At 60.3% G+C, this 16,065-nt stretch carries 15 protein-coding genes; 11 read left to right on the top strand and 4 right to left on the bottom strand.

The features are described 5' to 3' along the window. Nucleotides 1–121: 121 nt before the first annotated feature. Complete coding sequence (gene cobF / locus WLY71_RS24160; protein WP_347805554.1) at nt 122–877, bottom strand: precorrin-6A synthase (deacetylating); 756 nt, start codon at nt 875–877, stop codon at nt 122–124. After that, nucleotides 877–1,449 (bottom strand): histidine phosphatase family protein, encoded by a 573-nt coding sequence (locus WLY71_RS24155; protein ID WP_347805553.1) that lies wholly within the window; start codon nt 1,447–1,449, stop codon nt 877–879. The genes cobF and WLY71_RS24155 overlap by 1 nt, the downstream gene beginning before the upstream one ends. A 341-nt stretch (nt 1,450–1,790) precedes the next feature. Here WLY71_RS24155 and WLY71_RS24150 point away from each other — a divergent pair, with 341 nt between their 5' ends. The 8 genes from WLY71_RS24150 to WLY71_RS24115 all read left to right on the top strand — a co-directional run bounded on the left by WLY71_RS24150 (nt 1,791) and on the right by WLY71_RS24115 (nt 9,995). Then, entirely contained in the window at nt 1,791–2,645 is an 855-nt protein-coding gene (locus WLY71_RS24150; protein WP_347805552.1) for a MurR/RpiR family transcriptional regulator, read from the top strand. A 2-nt stretch (nt 2,646–2,647) separates the two neighbouring features. Further along, nucleotides 2,648–3,292: a cysteine hydrolase family protein gene (locus WLY71_RS24145; protein ID WP_347805551.1), complete on the top strand. Its 645-nt coding sequence runs from the start codon at nt 2,648–2,650 to the stop codon at nt 3,290–3,292. Further along, on the top strand, nt 3,289–4,620 hold the full coding sequence (locus WLY71_RS24140; RefSeq protein WP_347805550.1) for a glutamine synthetase family protein: 1,332 nt from the start codon (nt 3,289–3,291) through the stop codon (nt 4,618–4,620). The genes WLY71_RS24145 and WLY71_RS24140 overlap by 4 nt, the downstream gene beginning before the upstream one ends. Continuing rightward, nucleotides 4,604–5,356, top strand: coding sequence for an N-formylglutamate amidohydrolase (locus WLY71_RS24135; protein ID WP_347805549.1), 753 nt, complete (start codon nt 4,604–4,606; stop codon nt 5,354–5,356). The genes WLY71_RS24140 and WLY71_RS24135 overlap by 17 nt, the downstream gene beginning before the upstream one ends. Nucleotides 5,357–5,413: 57 nt before the next feature. After that, nucleotides 5,414–6,763, top strand: coding sequence for an APC family permease (locus WLY71_RS24130; protein ID WP_347805548.1), 1,350 nt, complete (start codon nt 5,414–5,416; stop codon nt 6,761–6,763). Nucleotides 6,764–6,882: 119 nt separating this feature from the next. Continuing rightward, nucleotides 6,883–7,899 carry an arginine N-succinyltransferase gene (locus WLY71_RS24125; protein ID WP_347805547.1) on the top strand — a complete coding sequence of 339 codons (1,017 nt, stop codon included), beginning with the start codon at nt 6,883–6,885 and terminating at the stop codon, nt 7,897–7,899. Between the two features lie 61 nt (nt 7,900–7,960). Next, nucleotides 7,961–8,995 carry an arginine N-succinyltransferase gene (gene astA, locus WLY71_RS24120; protein ID WP_347805546.1) on the top strand — a complete coding sequence of 345 codons (1,035 nt, stop codon included), beginning with the start codon at nt 7,961–7,963 and terminating at the stop codon, nt 8,993–8,995. Nucleotides 8,996–9,125: 130 nt separating this feature from the next. Then, nucleotides 9,126–9,995 carry an isocitrate lyase/PEP mutase family protein gene (locus tag WLY71_RS24115; protein WP_347805545.1) on the top strand — a complete coding sequence of 290 codons (870 nt, stop codon included), beginning with the start codon at nt 9,126–9,128 and terminating at the stop codon, nt 9,993–9,995. Between the two features lie 98 nt (nt 9,996–10,093). Here WLY71_RS24115 and WLY71_RS24110 read toward each other — a convergent pair whose 3' ends face one another. Next, nucleotides 10,094–10,396: a hypothetical protein gene (locus WLY71_RS24110; RefSeq protein ID WP_347805555.1), complete on the bottom strand. Its 303-nt coding sequence runs from the start codon at nt 10,394–10,396 to the stop codon at nt 10,094–10,096. Between the two features lie 192 nt (nt 10,397–10,588). Then, entirely contained in the window at nt 10,589–11,662 is a 1,074-nt protein-coding gene (locus tag WLY71_RS24105) for a diguanylate cyclase (protein WP_347805544.1), read from the bottom strand. Between the two features lie 192 nt (nt 11,663–11,854). Here WLY71_RS24105 and WLY71_RS24100 point away from each other — a divergent pair, with 192 nt between their 5' ends. From WLY71_RS24100 to hglS, 3 genes are all read left to right on the top strand, one after another. Next, nucleotides 11,855–13,309, top strand: coding sequence for a flavin-containing monooxygenase (locus WLY71_RS24100; RefSeq protein ID WP_347805543.1), 1,455 nt, complete (start codon nt 11,855–11,857; stop codon nt 13,307–13,309). A 22-nt stretch (nt 13,310–13,331) separates the two neighbouring features. After that, entirely contained in the window at nt 13,332–14,273 is a 942-nt protein-coding gene (locus tag WLY71_RS24095) for an alpha/beta fold hydrolase (protein ID WP_347805542.1), read from the top strand. Between the two features lie 276 nt (nt 14,274–14,549). After that, a complete protein-coding gene (gene hglS / locus WLY71_RS24090) occupies nt 14,550–15,935 on the top strand; it encodes a 2-oxoadipate dioxygenase/decarboxylase HglS (RefSeq protein WP_347805541.1) in 1,386 nt (461 codons plus the stop codon). Nucleotides 15,936–16,065: the final 130 nt, after the last annotated feature.

Below are 16,065 nucleotides of genomic sequence, written 5' to 3'. Positions count from 1 at the left end.
GTTCTTTAGAGCCTCATCGCGAGCAAGCTCGCTCCCACAGTTGACCGAGTTGTCTGGACGGACGTCGCTCTATGTGGGAGCGAGCTTGCTCGCGACGAGGCCAGCCCAGACACTGCTTATCTCAAGGCTTACGCAACAGATACGTATCCATAATCCACCCATTGGCCAACCGGGCAGCCTTGCGCACCCGTTCGATCTCATCCGCCACCTCCTTGAGCTTGCCGCTGATCAGGATTTCATCCGGCGTCCCCAGGTAGGCCCCCCAGTAAATCTCAGTCTCCTGGTCCGCCACCCGATGGTAGGAATCTTCTGCATCGAGCATCACCACCAGGCTGTCGGCATCGCTCACCTGCCCCGCCGCCAGCCGTCGGCCAGTGGTGATTTCAATCGAGCGGCCAATGCGGTTCAGCGGCACCTTATGTTGCGCCGCCAGCGCCTGGACACTGGTGATGCCGGGGATCACTTCAAATTCGAAGACGCACCGGCCCGAGGCCAGAATCGCCTGCAAGATCCGAATGGTGCTGTCGTACAACGCCGGGTCGCCCCACACCAGAAAACCGGCGCACTGGTCGTCGGTCATTTCCTCGCTGATCAACCGTTCGAAGGTCTTCTGCTTGGCCAGGTTCAGGTCTTCCACGCTGGCCTTGTAATCCACATCACCGCGTTCGCGCTCCGGGCTGTGGGCTTCGACGAAGCGGTAGTCGCGATCGGTGATGTAGCGCTCGCAGATCTCGCGGCGCAGGTCGATCAGTTTGTCTTTGCTCTGACCCTTGTCCATGAGGAAAAACACGTCGACGAGGTTCAGCGCTTTCACGGCTTGCATCGTGATGTAGTCGGGGTTGCCGGCGCCGATGCCGATGACCAGAAGTTTTTTCATCAATGTGCTCCCTCAGGGTCAGTGCCCAGCAAGCGTAAGCGCCATCGGCCGTTGAACCGCAACTCGATGGCCGACAGCGGTTCAACGTCGATCAGGTTGAACGCCGCGCCTCGCAGCACCTGCGTCAGCGCGGCGCGAATGACAAACGGATGGGTGATAGCAACGATGTGTCCCGGTGTTGCCTCCAGCGTTTTCAGCCAAGCGGCCACCCGCTCACCGAGTTGCACCACCGACTCGCCGCCATGGGGCGCCGAATTCGGGTCATCGAGCCAGATCTGTAGCGCTTGGGCTGAGGATTTTTGCAGATCGTCAATCCGCGCGCCTTTCCAGTGCCCGAAATCGCAATCCCTCAATGCCTCGACAATCTCCACGTCGCTGCCGAACAGCTCGGCGGTTTGCCGGGTTCGCAGTTCAGGTCCACACACCAGCCGCGGCGTCCCCTTGAACTGAGCATGACGCGATCCCTTTGCCGATTGCCAATCCATCTCTATTGGCTCATTCGTAGGAAAACACGCCAATTTTTGTGCGACAGTTCGAGCGTGGCACATCAGAGTCAAACGGGTTGCCTGCACGAAGGATCACTCTGTCGAGGAAATTGAAAACGGCGTCACGCCGCGAATAATTGCCCAATTGTGCCGCAAGAAGCGCGATCCAGGGCGTTTCGTTTGATCCGGCCATACAGGTTCGACAACTTAATACACCTGAAAAAATCGGCGATATCCGACACCACTATGGGCGATGGCCTACAAGCTCAGTCGACCTCCATGTAGCCCATGGCCCACGGGGTTTTCGCCCTATTTTGGGGCTTTAAAAAACCATTGAAAAATTCACTAGACATGTTGAGTCCGCTACATAAATACTGTTTTAGCAATTTATGAAATAAAACCGACATATCCATCCAGCAGGAGCCCGGATGCCTTCTCTCAGAGACCTGATCACCGATCCCGGCCTGGACCTTACGCCGTCGGAACGTAAAGTCATCCGTGCCTTGCTGGACCAGTACCCGCGTAACGGACTGGGCCCGATGTCACGTTTGGCCGAACATGCCGGTGTCAGCGATCCCACCATCGTGCGACTGGTGAAAAAACTGGGTTTCAGCGGTTACGCCGATTTCCAGGATGCCCTGCTCAGCGACATGGACCACCGCCTCCGTTCCCCCAGCACCCTGTTGCAGCCTCGTGCTCATCTTCAGAAAGGCGACGCCTGGAGCCATTATCTGGCGCACAGCCATCGCGCGCTGGTGGACACCCATGCCCTGACTCAACCCGAAGATGTGCGGATTCTGGTGGAATGGCTGCTCGACACCCGCCATCAGGTGCATTGCTTCGGGGGGCGCTTCAGCAGTTTCCTCGCCAATTACTTGCTCAACCACCTGCGCCTGCTGCGTCCGGGCTGTTTCGCCCTGGAAGACAACGCGCAACTGCCCGACCGATTGTTCGACGTGCAGCGTCAGGACGTGGTGCTGGTGTTCGACTATCGCCGCTACCAGTCACAGGCCCTGCGCGTGGCCAATGCGGCGAAAAGTCGCTATGCACGCGTGGTGTTGTTCACCGACATCTATGCTTCACCGTTGCGGGAAATGGCCGACCTGATTATCAGTGCGCCGGTGGAATCGGTGTCGGCCTTCGACTCCCTGGTTCCGGCGCTGGCCCAGGTCGAGGCGCTGATTGCCTGCCTGTCCTTGCGCAGTCCGGGTCTGGCCGATCGCCTGGAAGGCATCGACGCCCTGCGGACCGACTTCGACACCCACCTGCTGGAGGATAAATAAGGATGTTCACGCTCCCCCACCACTCACCCCGGGATTTGCCATTCGTCACCGATCACACCGCGCTGTTGCTGGTGGACATGCAACGCGCCTGGCTTGAGCCGCAGTTCGACCCGCACCTCAACGGGCCGGACGCCGAGTACTTCCTGACCCGCACCCACATGCAGGTGGTGCCCAATCAACGCCGGTTGCTCAGCGCCTTTCGCAGCGCCAGGCAAAACGTGCTGCACACGATCATCGAAAGCCTCACCGCCGATGGCCGCGACCGCTCGCTGGACCACAAGCTCTCGGACATGCACTTGCCCAAGGGCAGCCCGCAAGCACGGATCATCGACGACCTGACCCCGGCAGAAAACGAAATCGTGCTGCCCAAGACCTCGTCCGGAGTCTTCAACTCCACCCACATCGACTACGTGCTGCGCAACCTCGGGACGCGGCACCTGATCATCGCCGGCATCGTCACCGACCAGTGCGTGGACATGGCCGTGCGTGACGCCGCGGACCGCGGTTATCTGGTGACGCTGGTGGAAGATGCCTGCGCGACTTACACAGCCGCGCGGCATCAGGCCTGCCTGAATGCAATCAAGGGTTACTGCTGGATCACCGACACCCAGACTGTGCTCGGCCGGTTGCAGGAGATGCAGCCATGAGCGAGCGCCTGCTGCCACTGCCCATGACCACCCTCGTCACCACCGACCTGATCGGCGTGACACGCGGACGCTCCTTTCCCACGGACGAACTCGAGCACTATCAAAGGACGGGTTGTGGCTGGGTGCCGGCCAACAGCGCGCTGACCCCGCAAGACATCATCGCCTACGCCAACCCGTGGGGTGCTTATGGAGATTTGCGGCTGATGCCCGATTTGCTCAGCCGAGTGACGGTCAGTAACGGCCCGGATGCCCACGCTCCGGCGCTGGATTTTATTCACAGCGACATCCGCGAAACCGATGGCCGCCCATGGGGTGCCTGCCCGCGTACGGTGTTGCGCAACGAGGTAGAGCGTTATCGCGCCGAGTTGGGCTTGCAGATCAATGCGGCGTTCGAACATGAATTCAACTTGAACACCGGCGACGTTGAACACCTGGCGTTTTCTCTGCAAGCCCAGCGTCAGGGTGCCGAGTTTGGCGGTTGGCTGCTCAGCGCCCTGCGTGCCGGTGGCGTCGAGCCGGAAATGTTCCTGCCCGAGTACGGCAAGCATCAATACGAAATCACCTGTCGCCCGACCCTTGGGGTGGCCGCTGCCGACCGCGCGGTGAACGTTCGTGAAATCACCCGCGAGATCGCCCGGCAAATGGGCCTGGAGTTGAGCTTCGCGCCCAAGACCTCGGAGCACGCGGTGTGCAACGGCGTGCACCTGCACGTCAGCCTGCTGGACCTGGCTGGCCAACCGGTGATGTACGACGCCGGCACCACCAATGGCTTGTCGACCCTCGGCCAGCACTGGGCCGCCGGCATCTTGCATCACCTGCCCGCGCTCTGTGCGTTTACCGCGCCGACGCCGGTGTCCTACGAACGTTTGCAACCTCATCACTGGAGCGCGTCCTACGCTTGCCTCGGGCACCGCAACCGCGAAGCGGCGCTGCGAATCTGCCCGACGACAAGCCTGGGCGGCAAATCGGTGGCATCGCAATACAACCTGGAATTTCGCGCCATGGACGCCACGTCCTCACCGCATCTGGCCATGGCCGCGCTGCTGATTGCCGGTCGGCTGGGCATCGAGCAACGCCTGGCCTTGAATGCGATCACCGATGAAGTCCCCGACTCCCTGAACGAAGAACAACGCCAGGCGCGCGGCATCGTCGCCCTGCCCGCTTCCCTTGCCCAGGCCCTGGACTGCCTGCGCAACAGCGAGGCCCTGATTGAAGCCCTGCCGAGCGCGTTGCTGGACACTTACCTCGCCCTTAAAACCGAGGAGCTGACGCTGACGGAACAGCTGTCGCCCGCCGAACGCTGTGAGCACTATGCGCGCCTGTACTGAATCTGCTGAGCTCGGTCTTTACATCGGGGCCGCGTACACCCTGAGTCGGGAAGACTCCGATCACCCGTTGATTCTGGTGTGCGAACACGCCAGCCGTTTTATTCCGGCCGGGTTAAATGACCTGGGCCTGAGTCACGAGGCGGCCCGCGAGCACATCGCCTGGGACATCGGTGCCCTGGCGCTGGCCGAGGGCTTGTCCCGAGCATTGGGCGCAACCCTGTTGGCGGCTAATTATTCGCGACTGTTGGTCGACCTCAACCGACCGCGCCAAGCCCCGGACAGCATTCCGGCGCAGAGCGAGATTTATCAGGTGCCGGGCAACCGGGATCTGGACGAAGCCACCCGAGAGTACCGTCGGCAATCCCTGTTCGAGCCGTTTCACTCGCGTCTGACAGACTTGATCGACGAACGTGTCGTTCAAGGGCGGCCGGTACGGGTGGTGGGCATTCACAGTTTCACGCCGGTCTATCACGGCCAGCCACGCATGCTGGAAATCGGCGTGTTGTATGGGCAAGCCACGACCTATGCGCAGCGTTTGATTGACGGTTTGAGCCAGCACCCTTTGAAGGTTGCCGGTAATGAGCCGTACAAAATCAACCCGCTGGGCGACATGACCGTGCCGGTCCACGGCGATGCACGAGGCCTGGAATCGGTGTTGATCGAGGTGCGCAACGACCTGCTGCGCACGCCTGAAGACGTCAGTCGCTTTACCGAATACCTGGCACCGCTGTTGTAAAGGAATCGCTTCAAATTCGCAGCTTGCAGCTGCTTTCATCCCAAGGAGAAAGGCTTCATGGAAATAGAAGAATTCGGCTACAAGCAAGAGTTGAAACGCAGCCTGTCGCTGACCGATCTGGTGGTGTACGGGATGATCTTCATGATCCCCATCGCACCGTTCGGTGTTTATGGCTACGTCAATGCCGAGGCACCGGGGCTGGTACCGCTGGCCTACATCATCGGCATGGTGGCGATGCTCTTCACTGCCCTGAGTTACGGCAGCATGGCTCGGGCCTTTCCGATTGCCGGTTCGGTTTATTCCTACGCGCAACGGGGCCTGAACCAGCACGTAGGGTTTATCGCCGGTTGGCTGATGCTCCTCGATTACCTGCTGATTCCGCCGCTGCTGTATGTGTACGCGGCCATGGCCCTGAATCATTTGTACCCGGACATTCCGAAGGTCGGTTTCATCCTGGCCTTCCTGGTCAGCGCGACCTTCGTCAATTTGCGGGGCATCACCTTCACCGCGCGGATGAACATCCTCTTTTTACTGGCGCAATTGGTGGTGCTGGGGATTTTCCTGTTTTACGCCTGGAACGCGCTGCACAGTGGCGGCGGTAACGGTCAGCTGACACTGGCGCCGTTGTACAACCCCGAGACATTCAACTTCGCCCTGCTGATGCAAGCGGTGTCGATTGCGGTGCTGTCGTTCCTCGGTTTCGATGCGATTTCCACCCTCGCCGAAGAGATCAAGGGTGACCCGGGCCGAAGCGTCGGCAAGGCCGCGCTGATCACGCTGGTGGTCATGGGCGTGATCTTCGTCGTACAGACCTGGATTGCGACAGATCTGGCGGCCGGCATGGGTTTCAAATCGGCTGACACGGCGTTTTATGAAATCGCTGAACTCGCGGCCGGCAGCTGGCTGGCAACCCTGACCGCCGTGGCGACGGCGCTGGCCTGGGGCGTTGCGGTGGCAATCACCTCTCAAGCAGCGGTGTCCCGTCTGCTGTTCGGCATGGCCCGAGACGGCAAGCTGCCAAAGGTACTGGCCAAGGTTCATCCCAAACACAACACGCCGTATGTGAGCATCTACCTGGTGGCCGTGCTGTCGCTGGTGATCTGCTACCTGTTCATCAACTCGGTGGACACCCTCACCTCACTGGTGAACTTCGGCGCACTGAGCGGTTTCATGTTGCTGCACCTGACGGTCATCAACTACTACTGGCGGCGGCAGAAATCCGGACAGGTGATCCGTCACCTGATCTGCCCGGCGATCGGTTTCATCATCGTCGCGGCCATCATGTACAACATGGGCGTCGATGCACAGAAACTCGGCCTGATCTGGATTGCCCTGGGCCTGGTCTACCTGTTTGTACTCAACAAACTGGGCACCAGCACGGTACTGCCCGACCCAAGCAACGGCTGACAAGAAAAAGAGCGGCGTCTGACAAAAAATCAGGCGACCGCTGATTTAACGCGTGGAAACCGACAGTGATAGTCAGGTTCGGTGCCAACCGCCGAACCCTTTGATACAGGAGTGCATCCATGCTGGTCTTACGCCCAGTCGAGTTAACCGACCTGCCCCAGTTGCAGCAACTGGCGCGCGACAGTCTGGTAGGCGTCACGTCTTTGCCGGACGACACCGAATGCCTGCGCGAGAAGATTCTCGACTCCTGCGCCTCATTCGAAAAAGACGTTGAGGGTCATGGCCCGGAGAACTATTTCTTCGTGCTGGAAGATCTGACCCGAGAGCGTTTGGTGGGCTGCTCGGAGATTCTTGCCACCGCCGGTTTCAGCGAGCCGTTCTACAGCCTGCGCAACCGGCATTTCACCAGCGCCTCGCGGGAGCTGAACATCGAGCACGGCGTGCCCGCGTTGTCGTTGTGCCACGACCTCAGCGGCCATACCTTGCTGCGAGGTTTTCATATTGACGCAGCGCTGGTACGCACACGGTTCTCTGAACTGCTGTCCCGGGCACGGCTATTGTTCATCGCCGCCCACTCGCAGCGATTTTCCGAAGCCGTCATCACCGAGATCGTCGGCTTCAGCAGCGATGAAGGGCACTCGCCGTTCTGGGATGCGGTGGGCAAGCACTTTTTCGACCTGCCCTACGCCGAGGCCGAGCGACTTTGCGGCCTGGAAAGCCGAACCTTCCTCGCCGAACTGATGCCGCAATACCCGATCTACGTGCCGATGCTGCCCCAGGCTGCACAGGACTGCATCGGCCGCATCCACCCCGATGGCCAGGAGGCCTTCGATATCCTCGAGCGCGAAGGCTTTGAAACCAACAGCTACATTGACCTGTTCGACGGCGGTCCGACGTTGTATGCGCGCACTCCCGGCATCCGCTCCATCGCCCAGAGCCAGACCGGCACGGCTCGGTTGGATTCGTCCATCGACGCACGCGGCAGCTTTCTGGTCAGCAACGATTCGCTGAAGGACTATCGAGCCATCGTCGCCGAACTGGATTACCAGACTGGGCAACCTGTGGGGTTGAGCGCCGAGATGTGCGCCGCCCTGAACGTGACCGAAGGCAGCCCGATCCGGCTGATCGCCCTGTGAGCATCACCCGGCCCCGCGCCCAACGACAGCGCCCGAGCGGGCGTGCAGAAGGAGTTGCATCATGATTGTCCGCCCGGTTCACGTCACCGACCTGCCCGCCTTGCTGAACCTGGTGCACCAGGCTGGCCCCGGCTTCACCACCCTGCCGGCCAACGAGGAACGCCTGACTCACCGGGTACGCTGGGCCCAACGAACCTTCGCCGAACAGGTCGAACGCGCCGATGCCGATTACCTCTTCGTGCTCGAAGACGACGATCAGCAACTGGTGGGCGTCAGTGGCCTGGTGGGCGCCGTGGGCCTGCGCGAGCCCTGGTACAACTACCGGGTCGGGCTCACGGTCAGTTCGTCACCGGACCTGGGTATCCGGCGACAGATTCCGACGTTGTTCCTGAACAATGAAATGACCGGCCAATCGGAGATTTGCTCGCTGTTTCTGCGACCCGATCAACGCCAGGGCAATAACGGTCGATTGCTGTCGTTGGGACGTTTGTTGTTTGTGGCCGAGTTCCCGCACCTGTTCGGCGACAAACTCATCGCCGAACTGCGTGGCAGCGCCGACGAACAAGGCTGTTCACCGTTCTGGGACAGCCTGGGCCGGCACTTCTTCAAGATGGATTTCAGCCACGCCGATCACTTGTCGGGGCTGGGCAGCAAATCGTTCATCGCTGAACTGATGCCACGCCAACCGCTCTACACTTGCCTGCTCACCGAACAGGCCCAGGCCGTGATCGGCAAGGCGCACCCGAACACCGAACCGGCCCTGAGAATCCTCACCGCCGAAGGTTTTGCCCATAAGGGTTACATCGACATCTTTGACGCCGGTCCGGTGATCGAAGCCCCGGTCTCGACTATCCGCACCGTGCGCGACAGCCAACCGCTGGTGCTGGCCATCGGCACGCCCGACGAACAGGCCCCGGTGTGGCTGATCCACAACCGTCGCCTGGAAAGCTGCCGCATCACCGCCGCCCAGGCCAGGCAGGTGGGCAACAGCCTGATCGTCGACCGCCTCACCGCCAAACGCCTGCAACTGCAACCCGGCAACTCGGTACGCGCTGTGCCGCTGCTCAATCAACAACAGCAGTCGGTGGCGGCGTGACCGACGGTGGTCCGTCCGCCTCTGCAAATTCGTCATCATCCTTCCCCCGCTCGCGTGATAGCCTTTTGTTCCTTCGGCGTTGACACTTTTGCTCAAGCCCTTCCATTCCCATTGCAGTGGTGGAACTCATATGTCCAGGCTTTCTCATCAAGATTTGCGCCGTAACTTTCGCGAGCTGTTCGCCTCCAACGCCTGCTATCACACGGCGTCGGTCTTCGACCCGATGTCGGCCCGCATTGCCGCTGACCTGGGTTTTGAAGTGGGGATCCTGGGCGGTTCGGTCGCATCGTTGCAGGTACTGGGCGCCCCCGACTTTGCCTTGATCACCCTCAGCGAGTTTGCCGAGCAGGCCACTCGCATTGGCCGCGTTGCCCAACTGCCGGTCATCGCCGACGCCGACCACGGCTATGGCAACGCGCTCAACGTCATGCGCACCATCGTCGAACTCGAACGTGCCGGTGTGGCCGCCCTGACCATCGAAGACACGTTGCTGCCCGCCCAGTTCGGCCGCAAATCCACCGACCTGATCGGGGTGGCGGAAGGCGTCGGCAAGATTCGTGCGGCGCTGGAAGCCCGGGGCGACTCGGAGATGGCAATCATCGCCCGCACCAACGCTGGGATCCTGCCGGTGCAGGAAGTCATCAGCCGTACCTGTCATTACCAGCAGGCCGGTGCAGACGGGATTTGCATGGTGGGCGTGCGGGACTTCGACCACCTCGAACAAATCGCCGAGCACCTGAGCGTACCGCTGATGCTGGTCACCTACGGCAACCCATTGCTGCGCGACGACAAACGCCTGGCCGAACTGGGCGTGCGGGTCACCATCGATGGTCACGGCGCCTACTTCGCCGCGATCAAGGCCACGTATGACAGCCTGCGGGAACAACGGCAGATCTTTACTCAGGCGTCGGACCTGAATGCGACCGAGTTGACCCATACCTATACGCAGCCTGAGGAATACATCCGTTGGGCGGAAGAGTTTATGAGCGTCAAGGAATAACGGATACCACCGAAAAGATCGCAGCCTGCAGCTGCTCCTACATTGAGATGGCGTACGCCCTGTAGGAGCTGCCGCAGGCTGCGATCTTTTGATCTTGCCTACATCGCGGTTTTGAACTCCACCTCCCGCTGCAACGCCCGCACCTGAACCACATCCAGCATTGCGCACCCCTCGCGCATCAGCAGATGAACCGCCCGGGTAACGCGCGTCAGATCGCAATCGGAAATGTCTTTAAGGTTCAGGCTGGACAAGGTGTCCGCCAGATCGCGAACCACGGTGAAGCGATGCGCAGCGCAAGCGGTGATGTCGCTGAGTTCTTTGTGAGTGTTGATGAAGAGCACCGGGGTTTCGGCGTCGTAGGTGTCGATGGGGAGGTAACGGGGCATGACTTGGTCGAATATATTGGTAGCTCCTTATTAATGAGTTTTCCAGGTGTTCGACCGGCCAAGATCGTCGCGGAGAGTTGCCGCGAAGCGCAACTATAGGGGTCGATGCCGAAACGCGGCAACAGGGTACGTTGTAGGAAACGTCTTGGAAAGTTGTGCGCCACAAGTTGATCGTTCCCACGCAGGAGCTTGGGGAACGATCACGTTTCACACCGAATCAAGTAATTCGTGATGCGGTTCGCCATCGCTGCAACAGATGACGCGGTTGCGACCGGTGGCTTTGGCTTCGTAGAGCGCCTGGTCGGCATCGTTGAGCCACAGGGTCGCGTCGGTGTGGGCCGGGTTGAAGGCGGCCAGGCCGATGCTCAGGCTGACTTTCAGCGCCGGGCTCTGCTCATAACCCAAGGTGGCGAAGCGATCACGCAGGGCATCCATGACCGCCGCAGCACTCGTGAGCGGAAGGTCCGGGAGGATCACGCAGAACTCGTCGCCACCGTAGCGCCCGGCAACATCCGCCGCGCGCAAGTTCTGCTTGAGCATTTTGCTCAGCTGGCGCAGGACAATGTCCCCGGCGACGTGGCCGTACGTGTCGTTGATGGATTTGAAATGGTCGATGTCGATCAGCGCAATCGCCCCGCCCTGCTGCTGACGTTTGCAACGCTGGAATTCGACGTCCAGTTGATCCTTCCAGGCGCCATGGTTCAGCAGGCCGGTGAGGCTGTCGGTGCGGCTCAGGGCCAACAATTCACGCTTTTGTCGACCGAGGGTGTAGGCCTGGCGGAAGCAGATCCAGCCCAATGCCAGCGGATACAAACACATCAAGGGCAAACAGGCATACATCTGCAGTTGGCTGGTTTGCGGGACGAAGGCGGGGGAGAAAATCAACAGTCCGACGCCCATCCCGAGAATCTGCGCCACGGTTCCCGCCAACAGGAAACGCAAACCGCCAATGGCCACATTGTTCATCGCCATCATGGCCAGGGTCGTCGCGCCAGGCAGCGGATTGAAGTGCATGGCGGCGACCCAAAAGCCGCCGAGAAAGGCGTCCACCAGCAGGTTGCGGTGTTCGGCGTGATAAGGCACTTGCGCGCGGCGCGCCCATTGATAAGCCAGGTGCGGCCAGAGTATGGCGTTGAGCAGCATCGCCACCCAGACCCACGGTGCCGGGTTGAGTGGATACATCGCCGCGCTCACGAGCAACAGCCCCAAAGCTAATCCCAGGATTCGCGATGTATAAAGCCTCCTGGCCAGTGAAAGTCCTTTTCCTCCCGTTTTTCCCATAGGAGCCTCTGCGCCACAGAACGGAACCTGAAAACACAGGGTTTCAAGTGTGGTGAGAGTCTATCAGGGCAACAGCAAATAGCCATCACCGGCTGGCGGTCTGAAAACCAAGGCATAGCCATGAGGCGGGCGCCCAATGTTTGGCTATACATGAAAGGAGGGTTCGATCAATAACGATAAAAAAGGAGGCCCATGCAGACCTTTCAAGTGTTGATCATCGGCAGCGGTTTTGGCGGCCAGTGCGCCGCGATCAATTTGCTCAAGGCAGGCATCGGCGATTTCCGCCTGCTGGAACGGCGGGACTTTTTCGGCGGCACCTGGTGCCAAAACACCTACCCCGGTGCCGCGGTCGACGTGCCCTCGCCACTCTATTCGCTGTCCTTCGCGCCCTACCGCTGGACGCAAATGTTCGCCGAGCAGGCCGAACTGCACCACTACACCCAGTACGTGGTGGAGCACTTCGGCCTGCGAGACAAGGTGGAACTGCAGGCCAATGTCGAACGCATCGAATGGGACGACGACGGCAAACGCTGGGCGGTGCACACCGCCAGCAAAGGTACATTCCATGCGCAGTTCCTGATCAACGCCACCGGGCCGCTGAGCCAACCCGTCGTTCCGCACTTCGAGGGCCAGGAGCGGTTTCAGGGCAAGACTTTTCACACCAATAATTGGGATCACACCTACGATTACCGGCAAAAACGCGTGGCCATCGTTGGCAGCGGCGCCAGCGCGGCCCAGGTGATTCCGACGATTGCCCCGGACGTCGAGCATCTGCATGTGTTCCAGCGCACGCCGCACTGGGTATTGCCTCGGGCCGACCGTGCCTTTGGGCCATTACAGCGATGGTTGCTGGGGCTCAAACCGGCCTACAAGCTGTTGCGCTGGATGATCTACTGGCAGTTTGAAACCCGGGTGATTGCCTTCAAGTATTCGAAACCAGCGATCCGCTTGGTCCAGCAACACGCCCTGCGCTTCCTCAAACGGCAAGTGCCCGATCCGGAACTAAGGCGAAAACTGACGCCGGATTACGCAATCGGCTGCAAACGGATAATCATCTCAAGCACCCTGTACCCGGCACTCGGTCGCAGTAATGTGACGCTACACAGTCGCGAACAAGGCATCGCCGCCATCGATGAAACCGGCATCATCACCCAGGACGGCCAACACATCGACCTGGACCTGATCGTCTGGTCCACCGGTTACGACGCCACCGACGGGGTGATTTCCTACCCGGTCACCGGCAAAAACGGCACACAACTCAAAGCGTTCTGGGCCCAGTATCCGCGGGCCTATCTCGGCACCAGCCTGCCAGACTTCCCCAATCTGTTTATCGTCACCGGCCCCAACACGGGCATCGGCCATACCTCGGCGCTGTTCATCATCGAGTCCCAGATGAATTACATTCTCGATTGCATCCGTACGTTAAAAGAACACGGTTTGCGCAGCATCGAGGTACGCCCCGAAGCAGAACGTACCTACACTGAAATGATCCACCGGGAGATGGAACGCACGGTATGGAAGTCCGGGGGCTGCCACAGTTGGTATCAAAGCAAGAGCGGTCATGTGATTGCGATGTTTCCGGGGTTCAGTTTCAGCTATCACCGGTTGACCAGGGCGCTGAAACCCGCCGATCACATTCTGTCCTGATCACATAAAAGGAAGATGCCTGATGCTTTTGTTGGTTGTCGCAATCGCAGTTTTCGTGGCCTGGAGCTGGTTGAGCTACCCGGCCATCGGTCATTGGCTCTATGACTTGAACATGTCGATAGAGGCCAAGCTGTATGGACTGCACAAAATTGTCGTGCCGATCGCCGAAATGACCGTCTCGACCTGGCAAGGCGGGCCGTATGAAGCGTCCAGCAGCGTGCTGATGCTCCACGGCTACAGCGCCGACAAGAACATCTGGCTGCGTTTTGCCCGGCACTTTGTCGGCAACTATCGGGTGATCATCCCCGACATCGCCGGCCATGGCGAAACCGGCTTCAAGGCGGGCGGCGGCTACGACATTCCGTTGCAGGCCAAGCGGATGATCCAGTTGCTCGATGTCTGCGGCGTCGAGAAAGTCCACGTGATCGGCAACTCGATGGGCGGTTACATGGCAGCGTGGCTGGCGGCCACGTACCCGGATCACATTGTTTCGGTGGCCCTGATCGACCCCGCGGGTGTCACCGCCCCCGAAGTGAGCGACCTGGAGCGGCATTTGGCCAAGGGCCACAACCCGTTCCTGATTCATTCACGGGAAGAATTCCAGCGCTTCTACGCCATGACCATGGCCGAACCGCCGTGGGTACCCAAGGTGGTGCTGGACGCCATCGCGCAGCGCTATGAACAGAATCGCGATGAGCTGGAAGAAATCTTCAACGACTTCCGTGCCAGCCCGCCGATGGAGCCGAAACTGCCCGACATCAAGTGCCAGGCGCTATTGCTGTGGGGACACAAGGACCGCTTGATCGATGTCAGCAGCGTGGCGATCTGGAGCAAAGGCATCGCCGATCTGCGAGTGGAAGTCTGGGACCACACCGGGCATATGCCGATGGTGGAACAACCGACGAACACGGCCCGGCTGTATCGGGAATTTTTGGCATCGCTGCGCTCGGAACTTCCTGTGTAGCAGCCGAACACCGCGTTCCTGTAGCCGCTGCCGAGCCGGCGAGGCTGCGTTCGGCTGCGAAGCAGTCGTGAAATCAGCCACTGCGGTGTTTCAGAAGGAACGTGTGTGCAGGACTTGCGACTGCTCCGCAGCCGAACGCAGCCTCGCAGGCTCGGCAGCTGCTACAACCAGCAGTCCTTTGCAGAATGAAGTCCGTAAGATTCTTCGTTTGTCGGCGCCGCGCAAGGCTGCGATCTTTTCCCGCATCCTTTACGTCACCGCGCCAGGAATTCTTTCATGAGTCACCCGAACTTCGTCAGCCCTGACCTGATCCGCCAACGCTTTTCCAAAGCGATGTCCGACATGTACCGCGAAGAAGTGCCGCTGTACGGCGCGCTGATGGAACTGGTGGAACAGACCAACCACCACGTGCTGGACAGCGATCCACAGATCGCCCGACAGTTGAACAGCACCGGTGAAATCCAGCGCCTGGACCTGGAGCGGCATGGCGCGATCCGTGTCGGCACCGCCGATGAACTGGCCACCCTCGCCCGGCTGTTTGCGGTGATGGGCATGCAGCCGGTGGGTTATTACGACCTGACCCCGGCCGGCGTGCCGGTGCACTCCACGGCTTTTCGCGCGGTGCATGAAGCGGCGTTGCAGGTCAGCCCGTTCCGGGTCTTCACCTCCCTGCTGCGCCTGGAACTGATCGACGACCTGGAACTGCGAGCGTTCGCCCAGTCGATGTTGGATAAACGCTCGATCTTCACGCCCACTGCGCTGATTCTCATCGAGCGCGCCGAAACACAGGGCGGCCTCACCGAACAGGAGGCCCAGGACTTCGTCGAGCAGGCGCTGGAAACGTTCCGCTGGCATCACACCGCCACCGTGACCGCCGAGCAGTACCGTAAACTCAGCGCCCAGCATCGCCTGATCGCCGACGTGGTGGCGTTCAACGGCCCGCATATCAACCACCTGACGCCGCGCACCCTGGACATCGACATCGTCCAGGCGCAAATGCCTGCCCACGGCATCACCCCCAAAGCGGTGATCGAAGGCCCACCCCGCCGTCAGTGCCCCATCCTGCTGCGCCAGACCAGTTTCAAGGCCCTGGACGAGCCTGTCGCCTTCACCGATCAAACCCAGACTCACGGCAGCCACAGCGCCCGTTTCGGCGAGATCGAGCAACGCGGCGCAGCGCTCACCCCCAAAGGCCGGGCGCTTTACGACCGTTTGCTCAACGCTGCCCGGGATGAATTGAAAGACTTCCCCAATGAGGCCAATGCCGCACGTTTCAACGCGCTGATGGCGCAGCACTTTGCAGAATTCCCTGACACCGTTGAGGGCATGCGCCAACAGGAACTGGCGTACTTTCGCTACTTCGTCACGGAAAAAGGTTTGGGGGCCGATGAGCTGAAATCGTGGTCGCTGGAGGATCTGCTCAGCGGCGGGTATTTGCGGGTTGAACCGTTGGTGTACGAAGATTTCCTGCCGGTTAGCGCAGCGGGGATTTTTCAGTCGAACCTGGGAGATGCGGCGCAAACCCACTATGGCGTGCAGTCGAACCGGCAGGTGTTCGAGAAGGCGCTGGGTCGAACGACGATTGATGAGTTGGCGTTGTATGCCGAGACGCAGCGGCGCTCGATCGAGGAATGTTTCGCAGCGTCGAGCCTCGCTGTCTGAGGCGTGGCTCGAACCTGTAATTGGATGGACTCGCCCAAGCCGAGGCGTCAATGCGCCACGGTGGCAGTCTAATCAGCCAACGACAGCGAGGGCGAGTCCATGAAAAAGCATACTTCGATTGATCAATCCC

Origin of the sequence: Pseudomonas rossensis, from assembly GCF_039888995.1 — a bacterium.
Lineage (GTDB): Bacteria > Pseudomonadota > Gammaproteobacteria > Pseudomonadales > Pseudomonadaceae > Aquipseudomonas > Aquipseudomonas rossensis.
The sequence above is the reverse complement of the archived record's forward strand: the minus strand, read 5'-3'. Positions and strand labels throughout refer to the sequence as shown.

Bases quoted from the DNA above. Each gene is read 5' to 3' on its own strand.
- WLY71_RS24125 (WP_347805547.1), top strand. From the start codon at position 6,883: ATGCTGGTCTTACGCCCAGTCGAGTTAACCGACCTGCCCCAGTTGCAG.
- WLY71_RS24130 (WP_347805548.1), top strand. From the start codon at position 5,414: ATGGAAATAGAAGAATTCGGCTACAAGCAAGAGTTGAAACGCAGCCTG.
- WLY71_RS24145 (WP_347805551.1), top strand. From the start codon at position 2,648: ATGTTCACGCTCCCCCACCACTCACCCCGGGATTTGCCATTCGTCACC.
- WLY71_RS24150 (WP_347805552.1), top strand. From the start codon at position 1,791: ATGCCTTCTCTCAGAGACCTGATCACCGATCCCGGCCTGGACCTTACG.
- WLY71_RS24105 (WP_347805544.1), bottom strand. From the start codon at position 11,662: ATGGGAAAAACGGGAGGAAAAGGACTTTCACTGGCCAGGAGGCTTTAT.
- WLY71_RS24095 (WP_347805542.1), top strand. From the start codon at position 13,332: ATGCTTTTGTTGGTTGTCGCAATCGCAGTTTTCGTGGCCTGGAGCTGG.
- hglS (WP_347805541.1), top strand. From the start codon at position 14,550: ATGAGTCACCCGAACTTCGTCAGCCCTGACCTGATCCGCCAACGCTTT.
- WLY71_RS24135 (WP_347805549.1), top strand. From the start codon at position 4,604: ATGCGCGCCTGTACTGAATCTGCTGAGCTCGGTCTTTACATCGGGGCC.
- astA (WP_347805546.1), top strand. From the start codon at position 7,961: ATGATTGTCCGCCCGGTTCACGTCACCGACCTGCCCGCCTTGCTGAAC.
- cobF (WP_347805554.1), bottom strand. From the start codon at position 877: ATGAAAAAACTTCTGGTCATCGGCATCGGCGCCGGCAACCCCGACTAC.
- WLY71_RS24100 (WP_347805543.1), top strand. From the start codon at position 11,855: ATGCAGACCTTTCAAGTGTTGATCATCGGCAGCGGTTTTGGCGGCCAG.
- WLY71_RS24140 (WP_347805550.1), top strand. From the start codon at position 3,289: ATGAGCGAGCGCCTGCTGCCACTGCCCATGACCACCCTCGTCACCACC.
- WLY71_RS24115 (WP_347805545.1), top strand. From the start codon at position 9,126: ATGTCCAGGCTTTCTCATCAAGATTTGCGCCGTAACTTTCGCGAGCTG.